General features: G+C 70.2%; 20 protein-coding genes. 3 read left to right on the forward strand and 17 right to left on the reverse strand.

Features of this window, described 5'->3' with window-relative positions:
* Window positions 1-11 precede the first annotated feature (11 nt).
* The 5 genes from NVU01S_RS02840 to NVU01S_RS02860 form a co-directional block, all read right to left on the reverse strand.
* Entirely contained in the window at window positions 12-1,334 is a 1,323-nt protein-coding gene (locus tag NVU01S_RS02840; protein ID WP_202804861.1) for a hypothetical protein, read from the reverse strand.
* A gap of 25 nt (window positions 1,335-1,359) precedes the next feature.
* Window positions 1,360-1,899, reverse strand: coding sequence for a hypothetical protein (locus NVU01S_RS02845; protein WP_043667558.1), 540 nt, complete (start codon window positions 1,897-1,899; stop codon window positions 1,360-1,362).
* A 22-nt stretch (window positions 1,900-1,921) separates the two neighbouring features.
* On the reverse strand, window positions 1,922-3,172 hold the full coding sequence (locus tag NVU01S_RS02850) for a hypothetical protein (RefSeq protein ID WP_043667560.1): 1,251 nt from the start codon (window positions 3,170-3,172) through the stop codon (window positions 1,922-1,924).
* Entirely contained in the window at window positions 3,172-5,589 is a 2,418-nt protein-coding gene (locus NVU01S_RS02855; RefSeq protein ID WP_244467177.1) for a hypothetical protein, read from the reverse strand. The genes NVU01S_RS02850 and NVU01S_RS02855 overlap by 1 nt, the downstream gene beginning before the upstream one ends.
* Before the next feature lie 65 nt (window positions 5,590-5,654).
* Entirely contained in the window at window positions 5,655-5,873 is a 219-nt protein-coding gene (locus tag NVU01S_RS02860) for a hypothetical protein (protein ID WP_156161503.1), read from the reverse strand.
* A 143-nt stretch (window positions 5,874-6,016) separates the two neighbouring features.
* Here NVU01S_RS02860 and NVU01S_RS02865 point away from each other — a divergent pair, with 143 nt between their 5' ends.
* Window positions 6,017-6,808, forward strand: coding sequence for an AfsR/SARP family transcriptional regulator (locus tag NVU01S_RS02865; RefSeq protein WP_244467178.1), 792 nt, complete (start codon window positions 6,017-6,019; stop codon window positions 6,806-6,808).
* Here the strand turns inward: NVU01S_RS02865 and NVU01S_RS02870 are convergent.
* From NVU01S_RS02870 to NVU01S_RS02885, 4 genes are all read right to left on the reverse strand, one after another.
* Window positions 6,737-8,455, reverse strand: coding sequence for a M1 aminopeptidase family protein (locus tag NVU01S_RS02870; RefSeq protein ID WP_043667570.1), 1,719 nt, complete (start codon window positions 8,453-8,455; stop codon window positions 6,737-6,739). The two genes, NVU01S_RS02865 and NVU01S_RS02870, sit on opposite strands and share 72 nt — an antisense overlap.
* A 35-nt stretch (window positions 8,456-8,490) precedes the next feature.
* Complete coding sequence (locus NVU01S_RS02875) at window positions 8,491-9,300, reverse strand: AfsR/SARP family transcriptional regulator (RefSeq protein ID WP_052280397.1); 810 nt, start codon at window positions 9,298-9,300, stop codon at window positions 8,491-8,493.
* Window positions 9,301-9,448: 148 nt separating this feature from the next.
* The gene (locus tag NVU01S_RS02880; RefSeq protein ID WP_043667578.1) at window positions 9,449-10,234 is read right to left on the reverse strand and encodes an alpha/beta fold hydrolase; all 786 of its coding nucleotides are present in this window, start codon (window positions 10,232-10,234) and stop codon (window positions 9,449-9,451) included.
* Window positions 10,235-10,354: 120 nt separating this feature from the next.
* Window positions 10,355-11,317 (reverse strand): zinc-binding dehydrogenase, encoded by a 963-nt coding sequence (locus NVU01S_RS02885; protein WP_043667580.1) that lies wholly within the window; start codon window positions 11,315-11,317, stop codon window positions 10,355-10,357.
* Window positions 11,318-11,398: 81 nt separating this feature from the next.
* Between NVU01S_RS02885 and NVU01S_RS02890 the strand changes: the two genes are divergently transcribed.
* Window positions 11,399-12,019 (forward strand): TetR/AcrR family transcriptional regulator, encoded by a 621-nt coding sequence (locus NVU01S_RS02890; protein WP_175068860.1) that lies wholly within the window; start codon window positions 11,399-11,401, stop codon window positions 12,017-12,019.
* A 62-nt stretch (window positions 12,020-12,081) separates the two neighbouring features.
* The gene (locus NVU01S_RS02895) at window positions 12,082-13,428 is read left to right on the forward strand and encodes an FAD-binding oxidoreductase (RefSeq protein WP_043667584.1); all 1,347 of its coding nucleotides are present in this window, start codon (window positions 12,082-12,084) and stop codon (window positions 13,426-13,428) included.
* 19 nt (window positions 13,429-13,447) lie between these two features.
* Here the strand turns inward: NVU01S_RS02895 and pcaC are convergent, their stop codons facing one another.
* Genes pcaC through NVU01S_RS02935 form a run of 8 tightly spaced genes read right to left on the reverse strand, consistent with a single transcriptional unit; the run spans window position 13,448 to window position 19,957 of the window.
* Entirely contained in the window at window positions 13,448-13,825 is a 378-nt protein-coding gene (gene pcaC, locus NVU01S_RS02900; RefSeq protein WP_043667586.1) for a 4-carboxymuconolactone decarboxylase, read from the reverse strand.
* Window positions 13,822-14,598 (reverse strand): 3-oxoadipate enol-lactonase, encoded by a 777-nt coding sequence (gene pcaD, locus NVU01S_RS02905; protein WP_043667587.1) that lies wholly within the window; start codon window positions 14,596-14,598, stop codon window positions 13,822-13,824. Before pcaD ends, pcaC begins: the two co-directional genes overlap by 4 nt.
* Window positions 14,595-15,941: a 3-carboxy-cis,cis-muconate cycloisomerase gene (gene pcaB, locus NVU01S_RS02910; RefSeq protein ID WP_043667589.1), complete on the reverse strand. Its 1,347-nt coding sequence runs from the start codon at window positions 15,939-15,941 to the stop codon at window positions 14,595-14,597. Before pcaB ends, pcaD begins: the two co-directional genes overlap by 4 nt.
* The gene (gene pcaG / locus NVU01S_RS02915) at window positions 15,934-16,458 is read right to left on the reverse strand and encodes a protocatechuate 3,4-dioxygenase subunit alpha (RefSeq protein ID WP_043667595.1); all 525 of its coding nucleotides are present in this window, start codon (window positions 16,456-16,458) and stop codon (window positions 15,934-15,936) included. Before pcaG ends, pcaB begins: the two co-directional genes overlap by 8 nt.
* On the reverse strand, window positions 16,451-17,191 hold the full coding sequence (gene pcaH, locus NVU01S_RS02920; RefSeq protein ID WP_043667597.1) for a protocatechuate 3,4-dioxygenase subunit beta: 741 nt from the start codon (window positions 17,189-17,191) through the stop codon (window positions 16,451-16,453). Before pcaH ends, pcaG begins: the two co-directional genes overlap by 8 nt.
* Window positions 17,188-18,369, reverse strand: a complete 1,182-nt coding sequence (locus NVU01S_RS02925) for a thiolase family protein (protein WP_043667599.1) — start codon at window positions 18,367-18,369, stop codon at window positions 17,188-17,190. The genes pcaH and NVU01S_RS02925 overlap by 4 nt, the downstream gene beginning before the upstream one ends.
* Window positions 18,366-19,145, reverse strand: a complete 780-nt coding sequence (locus NVU01S_RS02930) for a CoA-transferase subunit beta (RefSeq protein WP_043667601.1) — start codon at window positions 19,143-19,145, stop codon at window positions 18,366-18,368. The genes NVU01S_RS02925 and NVU01S_RS02930 overlap by 4 nt, the downstream gene beginning before the upstream one ends.
* A complete protein-coding gene (locus NVU01S_RS02935; RefSeq protein WP_043667603.1) occupies window positions 19,142-19,957 on the reverse strand; it encodes a CoA transferase subunit A in 816 nt (271 codons plus the stop codon). The genes NVU01S_RS02930 and NVU01S_RS02935 overlap by 4 nt, the downstream gene beginning before the upstream one ends.

Below are 19,957 nucleotides of genomic sequence, written 5' to 3' on the forward strand. Positions count from 1 at the left end.
GTCCCCACGGCTCAGAGCCGTGGGGCCACTCGTCGATGTCCGTTCGTCGCGGCCGCCGCCGGCGCCGCCGGTGCCGAGGGTGCGGTGGTGCCGGACAGCACGCCGGCGGGCAGCAGTTTCGTCGGTTGCGCCGATCGGACCTGATTCGTGCTGCGGCGCATGGTGACCGCCAGATCCTTGACCCGCTCACCGGTCGCCGACTGCCACAGATCGATGATCCGGTTCATCGTCTGGGCGGGGCCGGGCCCCGGCACGCCGGTGGAGCGATACAGCAGCTCGGCTTGCGACTGTTCGTCGAACACCCCGAGCTCGATCGCCCACAGCAGCGGGGAAACCAGCGTGGCGAGTTCGAAGAGTTCGCGCGCCTGCCGCGAGGGCGCCACGCCGACCCGCCTGCCGATCGTCGCGAGCCGATCGGCCGGGTTACCGCCGCTGATACCCGCGTTGGCGCTGAGGTCCCGGACCACCGCGCTCTCGTAGTCGACCGTGAGGTGGAACCAGTTCAGCAGGCAGACGTAACTGAACTCTTCGCGCGAGAGCATCCCGCCGAGCCGGCGCAGCCGCAGCATCTCGGCCAGAGTCTGGCACAGGTATCCGATGTAGCTGGCGTCGGTGGGGTTCGAGCCGGAGGTGTTGCGTTCGTTCTCGATGCCGAGCCAGACCTGCCGCAGCAGTTCGTTCCACATCTCGATGAAGCGGATGTTGCTCGCGGCGCCCGCGTCGCGCTTCCAGGCCTGGCTGTCCGCGCCGGGCGCCGGATGCGGGAGATCGAGTCCGAACATGCGCCAGTAGGCGTTGCGCCGGTTCACCCGGGCATCGGGGCGCAGCTGGCTGGTCAATCCGCCCACCCGGAACAGCGGCGGGTCGCGGAAGAACAATTCCTCGGTGGCGCGTACCCAAGCCATGGTTTCGACCGAAGGTGCGGGCAGCGTCTCGCCGACCACGTAGCGCCGCACCACCTCCGCGAAAATCTCTACGGCGCCGGTGCTTTCGACCAGGTACGCGTAGAACATGTGGTCCCACAGCGGCACCACCTGCGGATCGTTGGTCGGGTTGTAGCCGAGCGGCGGCGGGAACGGCGGTGTCCCCGTGGTGGGCCCGTGCACGCCGGACTTGAACGACTCCTTGATCAAGTTGTCCGGCAGCTGCGTCAACTTGACCGCGGCCGGGTCGCCGAGCGGCACCTTGGTCTCGGTGAAGACCTTGGGCCAGACGGTGATTCCGCCCTGCGCCCAGATCTCGTCCAGCCACCGGCTCAACTGCTCCGGGTGGAAGGTGAAGACCGCGTCGGCGGGTGTCAGCGGGTCGGTGAGCTTGGGGAGCTTGGTAGCCAACTGTCGGAACATGGCGCTGCCTTCCTTAAAGTGCCTGCGGCGAATCGGAGTGCGTGAGCGAGACGCCGCCGCCGGAGCCGGAGCTGACCGGCCCGTACGTCACGAAGGTGACGGCCCGGACCTGCCCGTCGCAGTCCTGGATCTGCGCCGCGACCGCCTCGGCGGGATAGGTGATCGAGAAGGTCGGTTTCGACCCGCAGCCGTCCCCGTTCCCGCCGTCTCTGCGGATCTCGTCGTAGACGTAGAGGATTTCCGGGCCGCGAGCACCGCGGTGGATCACGGCGATCCGCTCCGCGTAGTTCGGCAGGCCCTTCTGGAATTCGAGCAGTTTGTGCTCGACGTCGACCCGGGCGGGCAATCGCTGGGCGATCGGTCCCTTCGCCGAGAGGTTGCGTGACTGCAACCCGTATTGCAGCTCCGAGAAGATCGACAGCGTGAAGTCGTTGCCGTTCGCGAGCGTGCTCGGCGCCGCGCTCTCCTGCTGCCGATACTGCTGAAGCACGCCGGTGAACAACTGGATCAGCTGATCCATGTCCACCGCCGCCTTGCCTGGCTCGTTGTCCATGTCGGTCTCCTATCTCCTACGTTCAGGCGGCGACGCGGTCGCCGCCACCCATCCGGCGCAGCCATGTCTCCATTTCCGATGGCGCGGTGGACGATTCGAGACCGCGCAGCACGGTCAGCGCCAGAATTCGCATCGGCTCGACCCGCTGCAGGTAGGTCGAGGTGTACAGCGAGGCACCCGCGCGGTCGGCCAGTCGGTTCAGTTCGGCGGGCGATACCCGCCGCGGGTCGGCCAGTGCCGAGAGCGGCACGCCATGGAAGGCTCGCATCGGCCTGCGCGTGCACACCTCGGCGATCGTGGGCAGCAGCGGCATGCTGGCCGCCACGATCGCGCCGACCTCCGAAGAAGCCTGCGCGAGTGGATGTCTGGCCTGCCAGCGCGCGGCCAGCGCGTCCCACGGGCCGGCGCCGAACCAGCTCCGGCACAACGCCGCGTTGAACTGCACCCGCAGCGCCGAGACCGGATGCGGGTCACCGAACGGCATCCGGTACACCTGGCTCGACGGTCCGTCCACGACCGTCGCCAAAGCCGGCACCGGCGCGTATCCCAGCAAGCTGAAGGCGTAGACGTCGGCCGCCACCTCGGAAGCCCAACTGCGCCAAGCGGCGGCCGCCGGCGCGCTGTGCGGCGCCAGCGCGGCATGCAGGGCCGCCGCCAATTCCTTTGTCCAACTGGTCAAATGGGCCACCTGGTGGCCGGTCTCGTGCACCAGCGAGGTCGGCTGCCACAGATTGTGCCGAGTGATCTTGATCGCGGCCGCCGGTGACAGGGAGGCGTCCCAGAGCCGGGCGCCGGAGCGCAGGATCGACGCGCCCATGCCCTTGTCGAGATAGGTGAGCACCGGCGGTGTGTCGATGCCGAGCGGCCGCAGTACCTGATCCATGCTGTGCACGGCCAGGGCGTCCAGCCCGCGCAGCACGGCCGCGGTGCGCGGATTCGTCCTGGTGTTCACCGCGTCGCAGTAGAAGTCGACCACGGCTTCCGCGCGACTGTACCGGCGGCGCACCCTGAGCAGTTCCGCGCGTGCGGTTTTCAGGTCCGCCGGTGTCGTCGCACCTTTGATCGTGAACAGCGTGCGGTCCGCCTGCGCGGTGAGTCTGCGCGCCTGGCCGGTGAGGCTCGCGCGGACGCTGAGCCCGAGATAGGACTCCAGCTCGCGCCATGCCACCGGTGACGCGCTGACCTCGAGGTCGCCCAGCGCCGCGCACGCACGCCGCCAGTGCCGCGCCTCGGCGGCCAACGCGGCGGTCTCGGTGGCGAATCGGGCGTCCATCACTTCGTTCCCGGCGTCGCGACGACCTCGGCGACGGGCACTTGGCCCGAATCCGCCGGTACGCCGGTGAAAGTCACCGTGAGCGTCACCCCGTCCGCCGGATCGGCGACGGCGGCGGCGAACTGGGCACCCCGCTGCGCGAGATAGGTGGCGATACCGGTACTGGTCGCGGCGGTCAGATCGCCGGCCAGTTTCGCCGCCGCGACCGGGTCGGTCGACAGCTCGGCTTTCAGCAAGCGCCGCGCGATCCGATACTGCAGGCGCGGCAGGAAGATCTCGCGCAACGCCGACAGCACGGCGGGCAGATCGCGCTGTCCGGCGGGCGCGGCGCGTTGCAGGCGGGCCTGCATCGCCCGGGCCCGCCGCTCGGACAGCTTGATCACGATGCGCATCCGCTTCGTGGCCGGATCCCAGCGCACCGTGGTGAGCCTGCGCGGCCGGCGACCCTTGCGCGCGGGCAGTTTCGCGACGCGCACGCGGTAGTACCGTTGGCCGGGCACGGGCCGGTAGGCGCCGGGCGCACTCCCGACCCGGCGGCGGCGACCGAGCGCGGGTTCGCGCAGCAGCAGTCCCGCCGCCTCGGCGGTGAGCGGCTGATAGTCCTCCGCGGCGGGTTGCTCTGCCGCGGGCAGGGTTTCATCTCGGGTGAGATGCCCCAGCATGGTGCCGGGCATGGTCTCGTACAGGTCGATCTCGGCCTGCACCGGCCACCGATCGACGCCGCGGTCGAGCAGATAGGACTCCAGCGTGCCGCCGTCGTTCCAGCGCACCGCCCGCGCCACCTGTCGCGGGATCGGCACCGCGAAAACCCTGGTGTACTTGCGGAATCGGTAGCGCGGCCCGGTCGAACGGGGCAGCATCACCCAGAAGCCGCCCTCCTCCGCGGTTTCCCGCTCGGGCAGGTCCGCGCGCAGCAGCCGATCGGGCAGGTACGCGGCGGCCGACTCGGCGAAGGCGCGCTGTACCGCCGCACTGACCTGGAGCGGATCGGTGAACGCTGCCTCGGGCAACTCCTCGAGCACTCGCGTCACCGTCGCCTCGACCGCCGAGGCGAGCGCCTCGCCGGGGATCGTATCTTCTTCCTGGCCGGTGGCTTCCAGGCCGAGCGCGGTGAAACCGACCCCGACCACCGCCCGTGCGATCAGGACCGACGGGTCCTGCCCCGCGATCTTGCCGATGGTCCGCGCGGCGTCGGGACCGACCATCCCCTTGATCAGCTTCGCCAGCGGCTGCGCGATCAGATTGATCAGCTTCGCCCGCGCCCCGGTCACTTTCAGCCCGAGTTTGAGCAGCGGCCGGATCGCCAGCACCGCCGGGACGAACTGCTCGATCTCGGCGATCGGCGGGTCCTCGCCCGTGTAGGCGCTCAGCTGGGCGGCGAGCCGGGCGCGGGCGTCGTCCAGTTCGGCGACCGTATTCGCCTCGGGCTCTTCGGCATCGGCCTCGTCGTACTCCTGCGCGTCGGCCTCGTCGTGCTCCTCGGCGGTGAACATCGCGAAGAGCTGGTGGTCGAAATCCTGCGCCAGCAGCGCTGCGGTGCCGAATTCGTCGGCAGCCTCGTCGGTTTCGTCCGAGGTCTCGTCGGCGGCCTCGCCGATTCCCAGCCGCTTGGCCAGAATCGGCACCAGCGGCCGGATCTCGGCGGGCAGGATCCGGGTCAGCGGGTTCAGCAGTTTCGCGACGACGCCGTTGAGCAGCGAGAGCCCGATCTTCTTGAGCCGCTGCAGGATCGGCCCGAGCACGTGCTTGCCGACCGCCTGCAACCCGCTCTTGAGCGTCTTCAGCCCGCTCTTGGCGACGTTCAGTACGCCCTTGACCGGGTTGCGGACGAACCCGACCGCCTGCCGGATCTTCTGCTTGATGACCGACTTCACCTTGCGGGTGATCTTGCTGAGGAAGTTCTCGAACACCTCGGAACCGAGCGCGGCGGGGGTTTCCAGCGAGTCGAGCAGTTCGTCGAGCTCCTGCTCGGCCAGCCCGTGCAGATCGGCGTTCTCCAGCCCGCTCGCGAAGTGGTCGATGGTGCGTTCCCATTCGCTGATCAGCGGTGCGAGCCACTCCTGCAACGACTCCCGGCACTCGGACGCCGACGGCGGCACCGACCACTGCTGGGCATCGGAGAGCGCCCGCGCGGCTCCTTCGTCGAGCAGTTGCTCGAGCGCCTCGGTGAATTCTTCGTCGTGCATTGCCTCCAGGAACTCGGTGGCGAGTTGCGACTGCTCGTCCGCCGCCGAGTAACCGTGCTCCCCGAAGGGTGATTCGGTGAACGAGTAGCTTTCGAACGGCGACTCGTCCGAGGCGGCCGTCGGCTGCTCGGCCGCCTCGTCCACCGCCTCGCCGAAGGGCGAGAGCCCGGAAAAGGGCGAGACATAATCCTCGGTAGCACCGCGAGACTCGGTGTATGAGTCACTGCGCATTGTGGTCACCTCCGCAAACGACGGGCGTTTCGCGTCACTGTGCGCGACCACGGTGTGCGCGAACGTCAACGCTTCGTCTCGCCCGGTGCGGTCTGCCCCGGCGCACGGTCGTCGCCCAGTTCGGCGAGCAAGGTCGCGACCCGCGCCAGCGACGCGTCGATATCGGCGAACACCCATTCCCGGGCGGAGTCCGGCTCGGCCGAGCCGGCCAGGACACGGATGATCAGCCGTCCCCGGTCCCGCCAGGCCCGCACCACGATCGTTCTGCTTTCGGGTCCACTCACCGGACCACGGTCGCGCGCGGCCATACCAACTCCCGTCAATGCCGAGGGGGCGGCGTTGACGCGGCGTTGACGCACGCGCAGCACCGGGTCGGCACGCTGAGCGCACTCGGCCGCGTCGCGGCCGGTAACGGAGGGATGATCCGATGGCGGTCGCCATTTGCCTGCTCGGCGGTTTCGCGCTGCGCGTGGACGCGAACCACGTTGCCCTGCCGCAGCATTCACGGCGTGTGCTGGCCTATCTGGCGCTGGACCAGATCGCCCAACCCGACTGCGACCGCGCCCTGCTCGCCGAACGCCTGTGGCCCGACGCCACCGCGGACCGGTCCCGGGCGAGTTTGCGCACCGCCCTGTGGCGGATCCGGCAGGCCGCCCCCGCACTGGCGCACGGCACCGGCGGCCGAGTGCGGCTCGGCGCCGATGTGACGGTCGACGTGCACGAGTTCCGGGGCAATGCCGAACGCATGCTGAGCGCGCAGTCCGACTGCCCGCGCGACCGCGCCGCGCTGCTCGCCCGCACCAACGAGCTGCTGCCGGGCTGGGACGAGACCTGGTTGCTGCTCGCACGAGAACAGTTGCGGCAGATGCGATTGCACGCCCTGGAAACGGACGCGCGCAAGCTCGCGGCGCGGGGTCGCTACCACGAGGCGATCGAGGCGATGCTCGCCGTGGTCGCCGAGGAACCGCTGCGCGAATCGGCACAGACCGCGCTCATCGAGGCGCATCTGTGCGAAGGCAACGTGGTCGAGGCGCGCAGGCAGCTGCGTTTGTTCGCCGAGCTGCTGTGGACCGAACTGAACATCCGGCCGTCACCGGAGTTGTTCGGACGGGTCGGCATGGCCGCCCCGCCGCCGCCCGCGCCCCGATCAGTCGATCGTCATGTCGCGCTGGGCGAGCGCCGCATGCTCCCACACCTGGGTGCCCGACGGCGGATGTGAGCGGCGCGCGTGCACCGACGCCAGCACCGACACCCTGGTGCCGCGCGCGGGCAGCAGCGCCGCGGGCAGCCGGGCCGACACGGTGCGCCAACGGCCCGGCGCAAGTTCGAAACCCACCGCCGCCGTCTGCGCGGGGAAGAAGTCGACGGGAAAGGTGGGCGGTGCGCCGGTGGTGACTCGTAACGCGAAGGTGACGACGAAGCAGCGGCACGGTCCGGCTGCCGCCGTGTTGGTTATCCGGGCGTGAATCCAGTTGTCCTGACCGGCTTTCGGCTGCACGTGGACCGCGAACCGGTCGTCCCCGTGCCGGTTCCACATGCTCGGCGCCGGCCCGAAGACCAGGCGCGGGTCCGGCGTCGACTCCGCGAAGCCGTAGACGAATCGGTGGCAGGCGTCGACGAGATCCGCGGCACCGGAACCGGACACCAGATGTGCGACCAATTCCGCTGTGCTGACCGGAGTCCCGCGGCGCGCGCGGTACAGCTCTCCCATCAGCGTGCGCAGCGAGGCCGCGCCGATCCGTTGCGCCACACCGCGAAAGAATCGGCTGCCGTCGTCGTACGCCGCCGTCGGCGTGCTGCGCTGGAACGGCTGCCGCGCGCACAGCCGCACCGGCGGGCGGGTGAAATCGAAACTCTCGGTGCGAGTGTCGCCGTCGTCCCGGAAGCTGGTGTACGCCTCGTCCCACCACCCGTCGGTCTGTGCCGCCGGGCTGAGGCCGCGAGCGAACCACGAGTGGAAGACCTCGTGGCCGAGCGCACCGGCCGCGGTGGTCGCGCCGCCCGCGTACTCCATGCCACCGCCCGCGCCGTGGAACAGGCACACGAAACGGTCCCCGAGGAACGCGCCGAAGGCGGTCTCGTACTCCGCCAGCAATGCGCCGACCCTGGCGTGCAGCGCGGGCAGATTCTCCTGACCGCCGACGAGTTTCCAGGTTTCCACCACCACCGGCCGCCCGGACACCGGCAGCGATACGGTCGACGAGCGCAGCACGACCGAGTCGGCCGGTCGCAGCTCGAGCAGCGACGACATCGTGGTGTACCAGGACGGGAAACGCACCGTCCAGGCGTTGGCACCGACCACGGTCACTGCGCCGTTGGTGATCAGCGAATGGGCGACCGACGTTGCGGTGACCCGTAATTCGAGCGTCCACGGAAATTGATCGAACGGCAGGTTCGACGGGAACCAGGCCTCCAGGTACCGGCCCGCGTACAGGTCGGACATGCCGAGCGACCAGCGCACCCGCCCGTTCGACCACTGCAGCACCGGTGGATACGCCCCGCCGAGATCGGCGTCCGGTGTATCGAGCCGGTACGTCACACTCAGCCGATGCGCCGATCCGGCCGCCTGGGTGCGGCCGACGACCCGGATCGAGCTGTGCGCACCTGCTCCGACCTCGTGGGCGGCCAGCTCGGCGGGGTCGAGCCGGGCGCCGTCGAGCCGAGCGGTGCGCACCGTCTGCCGGAGGTCGAAGATCGGTGCGCCGGTGTGCGGGCCGACCACGTAGTCCACGGTCGCCTCGACGGATCCGGTACCGGTCGCGGCGTCGAGCGTGACGACCGCGCGCAGTTCCTCGATGTGCATCGGCACCGCGCGCAGTCGGCCGAGCGGTGTCGGCGGTGGTGCGTTGCGGAAATCGGCCGGCATCCGCGCAGCATGCCCCGGTGCCGTACGCGCGGGCGTCAACGTCGCGTAGTCGCCGGGCACGCCCGGACGCCGGCGCGCCGCCCGAGCTCGGCCGACGGGCGCAGCGCGAGCTCGCGCCACAGCGTCGCCGCGAAGAGGTCGAACTGCCTGCGCGCCTCGGCCGCATTGCCCTCGCCGAGGTGGGCATCGATCAGAATCGCCTGCGCCGATTCGCGCAGCGGCTCCTCGGCGACGACCCGCAGGATCAGGTCGATCGCCTGCGGATAGCGGCCCTGGGCGCAGTCGTTGCGGGCCAGCGCCTCCAGGGTGTGCAACCGCAGCAACCGGAGCTGTTCGCGGAACAGCACCAGCCAGTCCTCGTCCCAGCCCGGTAGGAGTTCGGCCGCCGTGCACAGCGCGGGCGCATGCGCCGCCGGGCCTGCACACCCGGCCAGCAAGGCCTCGGCGCGCCGCCGGAACCGGTCCACGTCGACCTCGACCTGCTCGGTCAACCGCACGCGCTCCGCGTCGCCGCCGAGCAGACCGGGCCCCGCCCGGCGGATGCGCCACAGCGCGGTGCGCAGGCTGGCCGAGGATCGATCCGGCGACGAGTTCTCCCACAATCGCTCGGCCAGCACCCGTCGTCCGCACTCGGGCGCGGTCATCCGGTGCAGTGCGAGATAGGCGAGCACCCGCTGCGCGTGCACCGGTAACACCACTTTCGCCCCGGCCACCCGCAATTCGAACCCGCCGAACAATGACAACTGCGCGGCGGCCCCGGGCAATTCCACGGCAGTGGCCGCATGCGCCGCGGTGATCCTGGTCCGCGGGTACGCCGGGAGGGGGCCTGCCGCCCTGCCCGCCATCGCTGAATTCGCTACCCACATGGTCACGTCTTTCGACGAACGTCATTCTTTCGACACCATGACACCGCAGGTCAGGATGTCGCACCTGAGTAGATCGCTACCCGAATCGGGGCGAATCCAGCGAAACGGGTCCGCTGACCGAACCCCTTCACTGCGCGCGCAGGAAGCCACGCAGAATCGGCAGCAACGCTGTGGTGCTGACCATATGGTTCTGCCCCTCGAGAATGCGAAGGGTGGAGGTGGGAATGGTGTCGGCGAGTTGCTGTGCGACGTCGTGCAATCCGGCCGGGCTTTTCGCCCCGGCGACGATATGCAGCGGTACTTCGATGCCGCCGAGCCGGTCGAGCGGTGGCACGTCCGCGGTCAGCGCGATGTCGTAGGTGAGGGTGGGTGCCAGGGCCTTCATGGTGGACCAGCCGGGAAACAGCGGCAGCAGCGCGACGAACAGGCGCGGCATGCCGATTCCGCGCAGGAATTCCCGCACCGCACCCGAGTTCTCGCCCTTTCGCAGTAGCAGCTCGACCTTGTGTGCCAACTCGGCGTAGGCATCGCGTTCCGCCGCATCGTGCACGTACGACGCGTCATAGATGACCGCCCGATCGACCTTGTGCGGTAACCGCAGCGCGGCTTCGAGGGTGAGCACCGCACCCGACGAATGCCCGTAGACGAAGGCATTGCCACCGGCCGCGTCGATCAGCGCCTCGATATCGTCGACTTCGCGCTGCACCTCGTAGGGCGCGGTGTCGGTACTGTCGCCGCGGCCGCGACGGTCGTAGGTATAAACGGTGAATTCCTTCGAGAACGCTTTGACGTCGTCCACGACAGGCCGGAATTTCCGGAAACAGGTCGCCCCGGTGACATACACCAGCGCGGGCCCCTCGCCCACCACGTCGTAGGCCAATCGCGTGCCGTCCGCCGATATCGCCGTTCTCATCTGTGCACCCTCCGCGTCGAAATCTGTCACCGTATCGACGGGGCGGGGCAGCAGAACTCATCGGTGCACGCACCGCCGCACCGCCGCACCGCGGCGCCGCCGCACCGCGGCACCGATGTCTCAGGGCACGAGCACGACCCGGCCGAACACCTCGCCCGCGTCGATCAGCCGATGCGCAAGAACCGCGTCGGTCAACGAAAGCTCTTTGTGCACCACCGCTTCCAGCTCGCCGCGGCCCGCGGCGGCGAACAGTTCGGCGATCGCCGCGCTGATCTCGGGGCCGGGCACCGTATCCGCGCTGAAGGTGGCGAACGACAGCGATTTCTGGAATGCCGCGATCATCGGCGCGGCGAAGTCCGCCGGCGGCATACCGCCCATCGCGCCGACCACCACCATGCGGCCGTTCGGCGCGAGCCCGCCGAGGAACGCCGACACCGCCGCACCGCCGACGATATCGATGATCACGTCGTAGTCCGCGGGAGCGTCCGGCCCGCCGCGGCCGTGCCGGTCCAGCACGTGCGTGGCGCCGAGCTTGCGCAGGCGTTCACCACGCTCGGCCGAGGAGGTCGTCACCGCGACCGATCCCGCACCGCGCCGCGCCGCGAGCTGGACCACCATCACCCCGATGCCCCCCGCCGCGCCCCGCACGAGCACCGACTCACCGGGCGCGAAATGGGCATGGCGCAAGGCGAAATGGGCCACCATGGCCGAACTCCCGAGGGTCACCGCCGCGGCGGCCGACACCGCCTCCGGGACGGGCACCACCGTCGCGGCCGGGGCGACAGCGCGCTCGGCGTAGCCCCCGCTCAACCCGGTGTGCGCCCAGACCCGCCGGCCGATCCACGCGGTGTCGACACCGTCCCCTACCGCCGCGACGGTCCCCGCCACCTCACTGCCGAGCACATGCCCGGGCGTGGACCCGTAGGCGGTCAACGCGCCGCTGCGGATCAGCGCGTCGAGACCGCCGACGCCGATCGCCTCGGTCACGATCAGCACCTCGCCCGCAGCCGGACTCGGGTCGGGAAGATCGACCACCGCGAGGATCTCCGGCGCCCCGAACGCCGGGAACGTCACTGCTTTCACTGCTGCCTCCATGCGCTTTCGAACTGAACCGATCCACGGAACGTAACGGACGCCCCCGTCCGTTTAGCTAAAGTGAGAGCGGTGACCACTCGTTTGTCTCAGCCCCTCCGTTCCGATGCGCGAGACAACCGCGAGCGCATCCTCGACGCGGCGCGCGCGGTGTTCGTCGCCGACGGCCTGGACGTGCCGATGCGCGCGATCGCCCGGCACGCACAGGTCGGCCCGGCCACCCTCTACCGGCACTTCCCGACCAAGGAGTCGCTGGTCACCGAGGCGTTCACCGATCACATGCACGCGTGCCGAGCCATCGTGGACGAGGGCTTGGCCGACCCGGACGTGTGGCACGGTTTCAGTGTCGCCGTCGAGAAGTTGTGCGAATTGCTGGCGCGCGACCAGGGTTTCAGCGCTGCCTTCATGTCCGCGTTTCCGCACTCGATGGACTTCACCGCGATCCGTTCGTCCTCGCTCATCGGCGCCGCCGAACTGCTGCGGCGCGCCAAGGACAGCGGTCAGCTGCGCGCCGACATCCTGGTGGACGACCTCGTCCTGATGATCATGGCCAACGGCGGGCTGCGTACGAGCAGCCCTGCGGCACGCGTCGCGGCGTCCCGGCGCTTCGCCGCGCTCATGCTGCAGGCGTTCCGCGCCGCGCCCACCGTCGTCCCGCTGCCGCCGGTGCCGCGATTGACGCCCGCGAGCTGAGGCCGCGACCTACGATGCGAGGACGGGCGCCGACCCAGTGCGGGCCCGGCTGGAGGAGCACGATGACCACCGCGTTCGACGGCCCACCCCTCGAGATCGACACGCGCCCCGCGGTTCTCGACCAGTTCACGGTCGACGAGACCGGGCGCGCGGGGCAACGCCCGCGCGGCGTCGCGGCACCGGCCGATGTCGACGAGGTGGCCGCGCTGGTGCGGTGGGCGCGGGCGACGCGGACACCGCTCATCGCCCGCGGCGCCGGGACGAGCCTGGAAGGACACCTGCTCGCTCAGCGCGACGAACTGATCGTCGATCTGTCGCAGGCGAATTCGATCCTCGATATATCCCCCACCGATTTCACCGCCACGGTGCAGCCGGGCGTCACCCGCACTCAGCTGAACGCGGCGACGGCCGAACACGGTGTGCAGTTCACCGTCGACCCCGGGGCCGACGCCTCGCTGGGCGGCATGGCCGCGACCAATGCCAGCGGCACCACCACCGTCCGCTACGGCGGGATGCGGGCGAATGTGCTTGCGCTGCAAGCGGTGCTCCCCGATGCGACGGTCGCGCGCTTCGGCCGCGCGGTTCGCAAATCGTCCAGCGGCTATGACCTCAAGGATCTGCTGATCGGCTCCGCGGGGACCCTCGGCATCATCACCGAACTCACCGTGCGCCTGCACCCCATCCCGGAATGGATACGCTCGCTGCGGGTGTCGTTTCCGACGGTGGCGGACGCGGTAGACGCCGCCGTCGAGATGCTCGGCGCCGCACTCCCGGTGAGCAGGCTGGAACTCGTCGACACGGTCAGCATGGTCGCGACCAACGCCTATCGGGGCACCGACTATGCCGAGACCCCGGCGCTGTTCATCGACGTGGAGTCGTCGTCGGAGCCGGCGGCGCTCGCCGAGGAACAGGAGATCACCCGAATCGTCCTGGGCCACAATGCCCTCGACCTCGCCGCGGCCCGCACCCACACCGAGCGCCACGCCCTGTGGGAGGACCGGCACAATCTCTTCTTCGCGTTGAAATCGCTGCACCCCGGACGCCGGTTCATGGTGACCGACACCGCCGTCCCGTACTCCCGGCTCGCGGCCGCCGTCGATACCGCGCTGCGCCTCGGCGCGGAACTCGGCCTGGCGGTCAGTGTCTGCGGCCACATCGGCGACGGCAACGTGCACACCATCGTGCCCTACGACGAGCACGACGACGAGGTGGTGCAGCAGTACTCCGACCAGTTGGTGCGCCATGCCCTGGCCGTGGGCGGCACCGCGACGGGCGAGCACGGCATCGGCCTCACCAAGAAGAAGTACCTGCGCGAAGAACACGGCGCGGCAGTCGACCTGATGCTCGCGATCAAACGCACCCTCGACCCACTGAACCTCTTCAACCCCGGCAAGGTGCTCGACCCATGAGCCGAACCGGAGCAGGGATCTACGACTCGCCGGGTTCGTCCAGCACGGCCTGGCCGATTGTGAAGGCGGCGTTGGCGGCGGGGACGCCTGCGTAGGCGCCGGTGTGCAGGAGGACCTCGGCGATCTCGGCGGGGGTGAGGCCGTGGCGGCGGGCCGCGCGTACGTGCATCGCGATCTCGTCGTGGCGGCCCAGGGCGGTGAGCACGGCGAGGGTGATGCAGCTGCGGGTGCGGCGATCGAGACCGGGGCGGGCCCAGATCGATCCCCACACCGACTCGGTGATGTATTCCTGGAACGGGCGGGTGAATTCGGTCGTCGCGGCCTCGGCACGGTCGACGTGCGCGTCGCCGAGCACCTCGCGCCGGACCTGAGCGCCCCGCTCGGCACGTTCGTTCACGAATTCTCCTTCAAATGTCCGAGGATCAGCTGGTTGACGACGTCCGGTCGTTCGATGTTCGCCAGATGTGCCGCGGACTCGACGATTTCGAGCCGGGACAGCGGAATGGCCGCGGCGATGCGGTGACCGTGTGCGGGCGGCGTCGCGGGATCGTCCGCGCCCGCGATGACCAACGTGGGAGCGCTGATCCTGGTCAGACCCGCCGCGATGGCCATCGTTTCGATCGCCGCGCAGCACGCGGCGTAGCCCTCGGCAGGCGTGGCGGCGATCATGTTCTCGTAGAAGCGGATTCGTTCCGGGTGAGCAGCACGCCAGGGCGGCGTGAACCACCGTCGCACTACCGCGCCCGCCACCGCCGCGGCCCCTGCGGCCCGGACCGTGGCGGCACGCTCGGCCCAGCCGGCGGGCGGGCCGAGTTCGGCACTGGTGCAGCACAGCGTCAACGTGCGCAGCCGATGCGGGGCATGCGCACCGAGCCACATGCCGACCATGCCGCCCAGGGACAATCCCACGAAATGCACGCGACGAGCAGCCAGCCGATCGAGCAGCGCGAGCACGTCGGAACCGAGATCGGCCAGGGCATACGGTCCGCTCGGCACCGGCGAATTCCCATGACCCCGTTGGTCGTAGCGCACCACCCGGTAGCCCGCGGCGGTGAGTGCCGCCACCTGTGGCTCCCACATTCGGACATCGCTGCCGAGCGACCCGCTCAGCACCACCGTGTCCCCCGCAGGCGGCCCGTCGACGTGGGCATGCACCGCCACCGAACTCATCGCGTCATCCCTCCCCATTCGGCCAGCGCGCGCAGCCGGAAGTCGTTCGCGGCACCCAGATACCCGGACGGCTCGAGCAGCTCGTCGATTCGCTTGCGGTCCAGATACTTCCCGATCACCGGATCGGCCGCGAGCAGCTCGGCAAGGTCACCCCGTACCGCCTCGGCACAGCAGGCCGCGACGAGATCACCGGCCTGCTGTCGACCCACCGCCCCCTCGCTCGCCGACACCACCTCGACGGCGACGTGTTCGGCTACGAGCACACCGCCGGAGCCTGCCAGATTCGCACGCATCCGCGCGGGATCGATGTGCAGGCGCGACAGGCAAACCCGCAGCCAGTGCACCGCCGAGCCGGTGCTGCGCAGCAGTTCCACCAGCGGGCGCCACTCCGCATGCCACGACCCGGCGGCTCGTTGATATTCGTGGGCAGCCGAACTCAGCACAGTCGCGACCAGACCGGGCGCCTGCGCGGCCGCACCGGCGGCGAGCACCGCGGCGACGGGATTTCGCTTGTGCGGCATGGTCGATGATCCGCCGCTACCGGGCGGACCCTGCTCGGCCACCTCGGCGACTTCGGTCTGCGCGAGCAAGGTGACGTCGCGGGCGATCTTCGCGACCGCACCGCAGGTCTGGCCCAGAGCGCCCGCGATTTCCGCGATTCGGCTGCGTTCGGTGTGCCAGGGCAAGGTCGGCTCCGCGAGGCGTAGCCGACGCGCCAGCTCAGTAAACACGGGAACTCCGTGCTCGCCCAGCGCCGCCGCCGTCCCGACAGCACCGCCGAACTGCACCGCCAGGCGGTGGTCCCGAACGCGATCGAGCTGCCGCAGCGCCGCTACCACGCCGCCCAGCCATCCGGCGGCCGTGAGCCCGAACGTCACCGGGGGTGCCTGTTGCAACAGGCTGCGCCCGGCCAGCACGGTATCCGCATGCTCCTCGGCCGAACGCGCGAGCATTTCGGCGCACGCCACCAGATCGTCGCGCAGCGCGGCCAGCGCTCGGGCGGTGACCAGCATCGCGGCGGTATCGAGGACATCCTGACTGGTCGCCCCGAGGTGCACGTAGGCCGCCGCCGCGGGGCCGACCCGCGCGGTCAGCGCGCGTACCAGCGGTCCTGCCGGATTGCCGATCCGCACCGCGGCCGCGCCCAGCGCACCGGCGTCGTATTCCTCGGCACGGCAGTGCTTTTCGATCTCGTCCGCGGCCGCTACCGGAACCACACCGGCCGCCGCCGAAGCGCGGGCGAGTGCCGCCTCGAAGTCGAGCATCGCCTGCACCCACGCCCCATCGCCGACCGACTCCGCGACCGGGCCCGCCGCGAGCACCCCACCGAACAGCTCAGACATCGAAGAACACCGTCTCGTCCGCCCCTTGCAGATGGACATCGAAAACGTAACCGTCCCCGGCGCGTGCGGCGATCAGTGTGTGCCTGCGTGCCGGCGGCACCGTCGCCAGCACCGGATCGACCGCGTGCCGGTCGGCGTGCTCGGGAAAATACACCCGGGTGACCACACGGTGCAGCAGCCCCCGGGCGAACACCGACATGTCCAGGTGCGGGGCTTGCAGCCCGCCCGCACCGTCACACACCGCGGCCGGGAGCGGGAGGTGCAGCGCGTATTCGCCGCGCCGGGTATCGCTGCGCGCGAAGCCGTTTCGCGCGCCGCGGTGCGCGTCGCCGACCACCTGCCAGGTCTCCACCAGGGCATCGTCGATGGCGGTGCCCGCGCCGTCGAACACCCGGCCGGTGAGCCACACCGCACCCGGTGCGCCGGCCGGGACCGCGAATTGCCCGTCCGCCCAGGTCAATCCGAGATGCAGGTAGGGACCGACGGTCTGGGAGGGCGTGCTGGGCAGGCTAGTCATCCTCGGCCTCCTCGTCTTCGAACGGGGTCGCGCCCCGCCCGCGCAGCACGATGTCGAACTCGAAGGCAAGCGCGCGCTCCGGCTCGGTGCGCGCGTGATCGAAACGGCTGACCAGCAATTCGCGCGCGTGCGCGGGCACCGAGTTGTAGACCGGGTCCTGGAAGAACAGCGGATCGTCGGGGAAGTACATCTGCGTCACCAGGCGCTGGGCGAAGGCCTGCCCGAACAACGAGAAGTGGATGTGCGCGGGCCGCCACGCGTTGTGATGGTTACGCCACGGGTACGCACCGGGTTTGACCGTGGTGAACTCGTATCGCCCGGCGCTGTCGGTGTAGGTGCGGCCGGCGCCGTCGAAGTTGGGGTCCAGCGCGCAGTTCCAGCGGTCGCGATCGTGCCGGTAGCGACCGCCCGCGTTCGCCTGCCAGATCTCGATGAGCGAGTGCGGAATCGGTGTGCCGTCACCGTCGAGCAGCCGCCCGTGCACGATGATCCGCTGGCCGATCGGCTCGCCTGCGTGCTGTGCGGTCAGGTCGTGATCGGCGGGACCTACCCGATCCGAACCGAAGACCGGGCCGGTCAGCTCGGTCAGCCGCTGCGGCAACACGATCAGCGATTCGCGCGGATGCCGCAGCACCGTCGACGCGTAGTCCGCGTAGTCCAGGGGCGGATGGCTGCCGTCCGGGTCGCGCCGGAATCCGGCCGGAGATGGTGTCGCGCAATGCCGTGCGCTCATGATGCTGCCTCCAGAACTACCGCAAGTCCTTGACCGACGCCGATGCAGAGCGCGGCAAGGCCCCATCGGCTGCCGCGCCGCCGCATTTCCCTGGCCAACTGCACGACGATCCGGCCCCCGGACGCGCCCAGCGGATGACCGAGCGCGATCGCGCCCCCGTTGACGTTGACTATCTCGGCGTCCAGCTCGGGCCATCCGGCCAGACACGCGACCGATTGCGCGGCGAACGCCTCGTTCAGCTCCACCACGCCGATATCTCCCCATCCGATTCCGGCCCGCGCCAACGCGATTCGAGCCGCCTGCACCGGACCGACGCCGAACACATCGGGGTCCACACCCGCCGCCCCGCGACCGGCGATCCTGGCCAGTGGTGCGCGACCGATCCGCTCGGCCACGGACTCGTCGCCCAGCAGGAGCGCGCACGCCCCATCGCTCAGCGGCGAGGCGTTCCCGGCCGTCACCGTCCCGTTCGCCCGGAACGCGGGCCGCAACCCCGCCAGCGTGCTCACGGTGGTGCCGGGCCGGATCGGCTCGTCCCGGTCGAGGCCGGTATCCGGTACCGCGACAACGTGATCGTCGTAGAAACCGTCCGCCCAGGCCCGGGCGGCGGATCGGTGACTGCGCGCGGCGAACTCGTCCTGCTCCGCCCGCTCGATACCGAATCGTTCGGCCAGCGCTTCGGTGCTCTCCCCCAACGAGACCGTCCAGGCCGCGGGCATCGCCGGGTTGACCATGCGCCAGCCCAGCGTGGTCGAGTGCAGCGTCGCGTCACCGGCGGGAAAGCCCTTGGGCGGCTTGGTCAGCACCCACGGGGCCCGGCTCATCGATTCGACCCCGCCGACCACGACGAGCGCCGCGTCGCCGGTCTCGATCATCCGGGACGCGTGCAGCGTCGCGTCCAGGCTCGACCCGCACAATCGGTTCACCGTCGTGCCGGGCACCGAGGTCGGCCAGCCCGCGAGCAGCACGGCCATCCGGGCGAGGTTGCGATTGTCCTCACCGGCCTGGTTGGCCGCACCGAAGACCACGTCGTCCACCGTCGCCGGGTCGAATTCCGTCCGTTCGGCAAGGGTGCGCAACACGTGCGCGGCGAGATCGTCCGGGCGCACGCCCGCCAGGGCGCCGCCGTAACGGCCGAACGGCGTCCGCACGCCGTCGTAGAGGAACGCGCCGCTCACGACGCCGCCTGCAGGGCGTGCAGCGCGGCGAGTTCGGCGGCCGAGGGCGGTGCGGTAACCTGCAGATCCGCAGCGACTTTCAGCTCCCAGCCGGTCGCGGCCCGCACCTGTTCGACGCTCACCCCGGGATGCACCGCGACCAGCGCCAGTTCACCGGTGCCATCGGGTCGCAGGACCCCGAGATCGGTGATGATCCGCGTGGGCCCCGCCCCGCGCAGGCCGAGCCGGGCGCGCTCCCCGCCGCCGCGGCCGTGGCCGAACGAGGTGACGAAATCGACTCGCTCGACGAAGGATTGCCGTGATTGGCGGACCACCACGAACACCTCGCCGCAGGACGCGGCGATCTCGGGTGCGCCACCCGCGCCCGGCAGCCGCACCTTCGGCTGCCGATAGTCACCGATGACCGTGGTATTGATATTGCCGAACCGATCCAGTTGCGCGGCACCGAGAAAGCCGATATCGATGCGTCCTGGTTGCAGCCAATAGTTGAACACCTCCGGCACGCTGATCACGGCGTCTGCGGTCGCCGCCAGGATCCCGTCCCCGATCGAGGCGGGCAGCCTGCCCGGCTTGGAGCCCAGTGTGCCGGACTCGTAGATCAGCACCAGGTCCGGCGCATGCGTCGTGCGCGCCAAGTTCGCTGCGGTGGAGGGCAATCCGATGCCGACGAAACACCGCTTGCCGCCGGTGAGCGCCCGCGCGGCGGCGACCGTCATCACCTCGTCGGCGGTTGCTCGCACCGGCGTGGCGTCCGTTTCGGCCGGAATCCGGTTCATGCGTCACTCCCCGCGAAGATGTGCTCGTCGAGCCATTGGGTGAAACGGCCACGGTCCCGGCTGATCGGGTCCCAGGCCGCGTAGAAGGCGTTGTCGCGTTCGGAATACCCGTGCGCGTAGGACGGATGCGCGCCGCCGGGCACCGCGGCGATCGCGGTGATCGCCCACGCGGGCAGCACGATCGCACCGGGCACCGGGGTGAGCTCGTCGACGATCTCCTCGACGGTGACCAGGCTCTGCCGCGCGGCCAGCACGGCTTCCTTCTGCACCCCGAGCAGACCCCACAGCTGCACGTTCCCGGCCCGGTCCGCCCGCTGCGCGTGGATCACGGTGACATCCGGCCGCAGCGCGGGCACCGCGGTGAGCTGTTCGCCGGTGAACGGACAGCTGATCGGCTTGATGGTCGCGGTGACCGTCGGCAGATCGGTGCCGACGTAGCCCCGCAGCACCGCGAACGGCAGACCGGAGGCTCCCGCGACGTAGCGGTTGGCCATGCCCGCGTGGCTGTGCTCCTCGAGCTTTAGCGCGTGCGGCCAGGCGTGCTCCACCGCGTCCCGGAACCGGTGCAGCGAACCGACACCCGGATTGCCGCCCCACGAGAACACCAGCTTCGCCGCGCAGCCCGCGCCGATCAGCTGGTCGTACACGATGTCCGGGGTCATCCGCACCAGGGTCAGCCCGCGCACGCGCTGCCGGATGATCTCCTGCCCGGCGGCCACCGGGATCAGATGCGTGAAACCCTCCAGCGCGACGGTGTCGCCGTCCTGCACGAGCTCGGCCACCGCGGCCGCCAAGGTCGAAATCCTGGCCAT

The sequence above is a fragment of the Nocardia vulneris genome (assembly GCF_001613425.1).
Lineage (GTDB): Bacteria > Actinomycetota > Actinomycetes > Mycobacteriales > Mycobacteriaceae > Nocardia > Nocardia vulneris.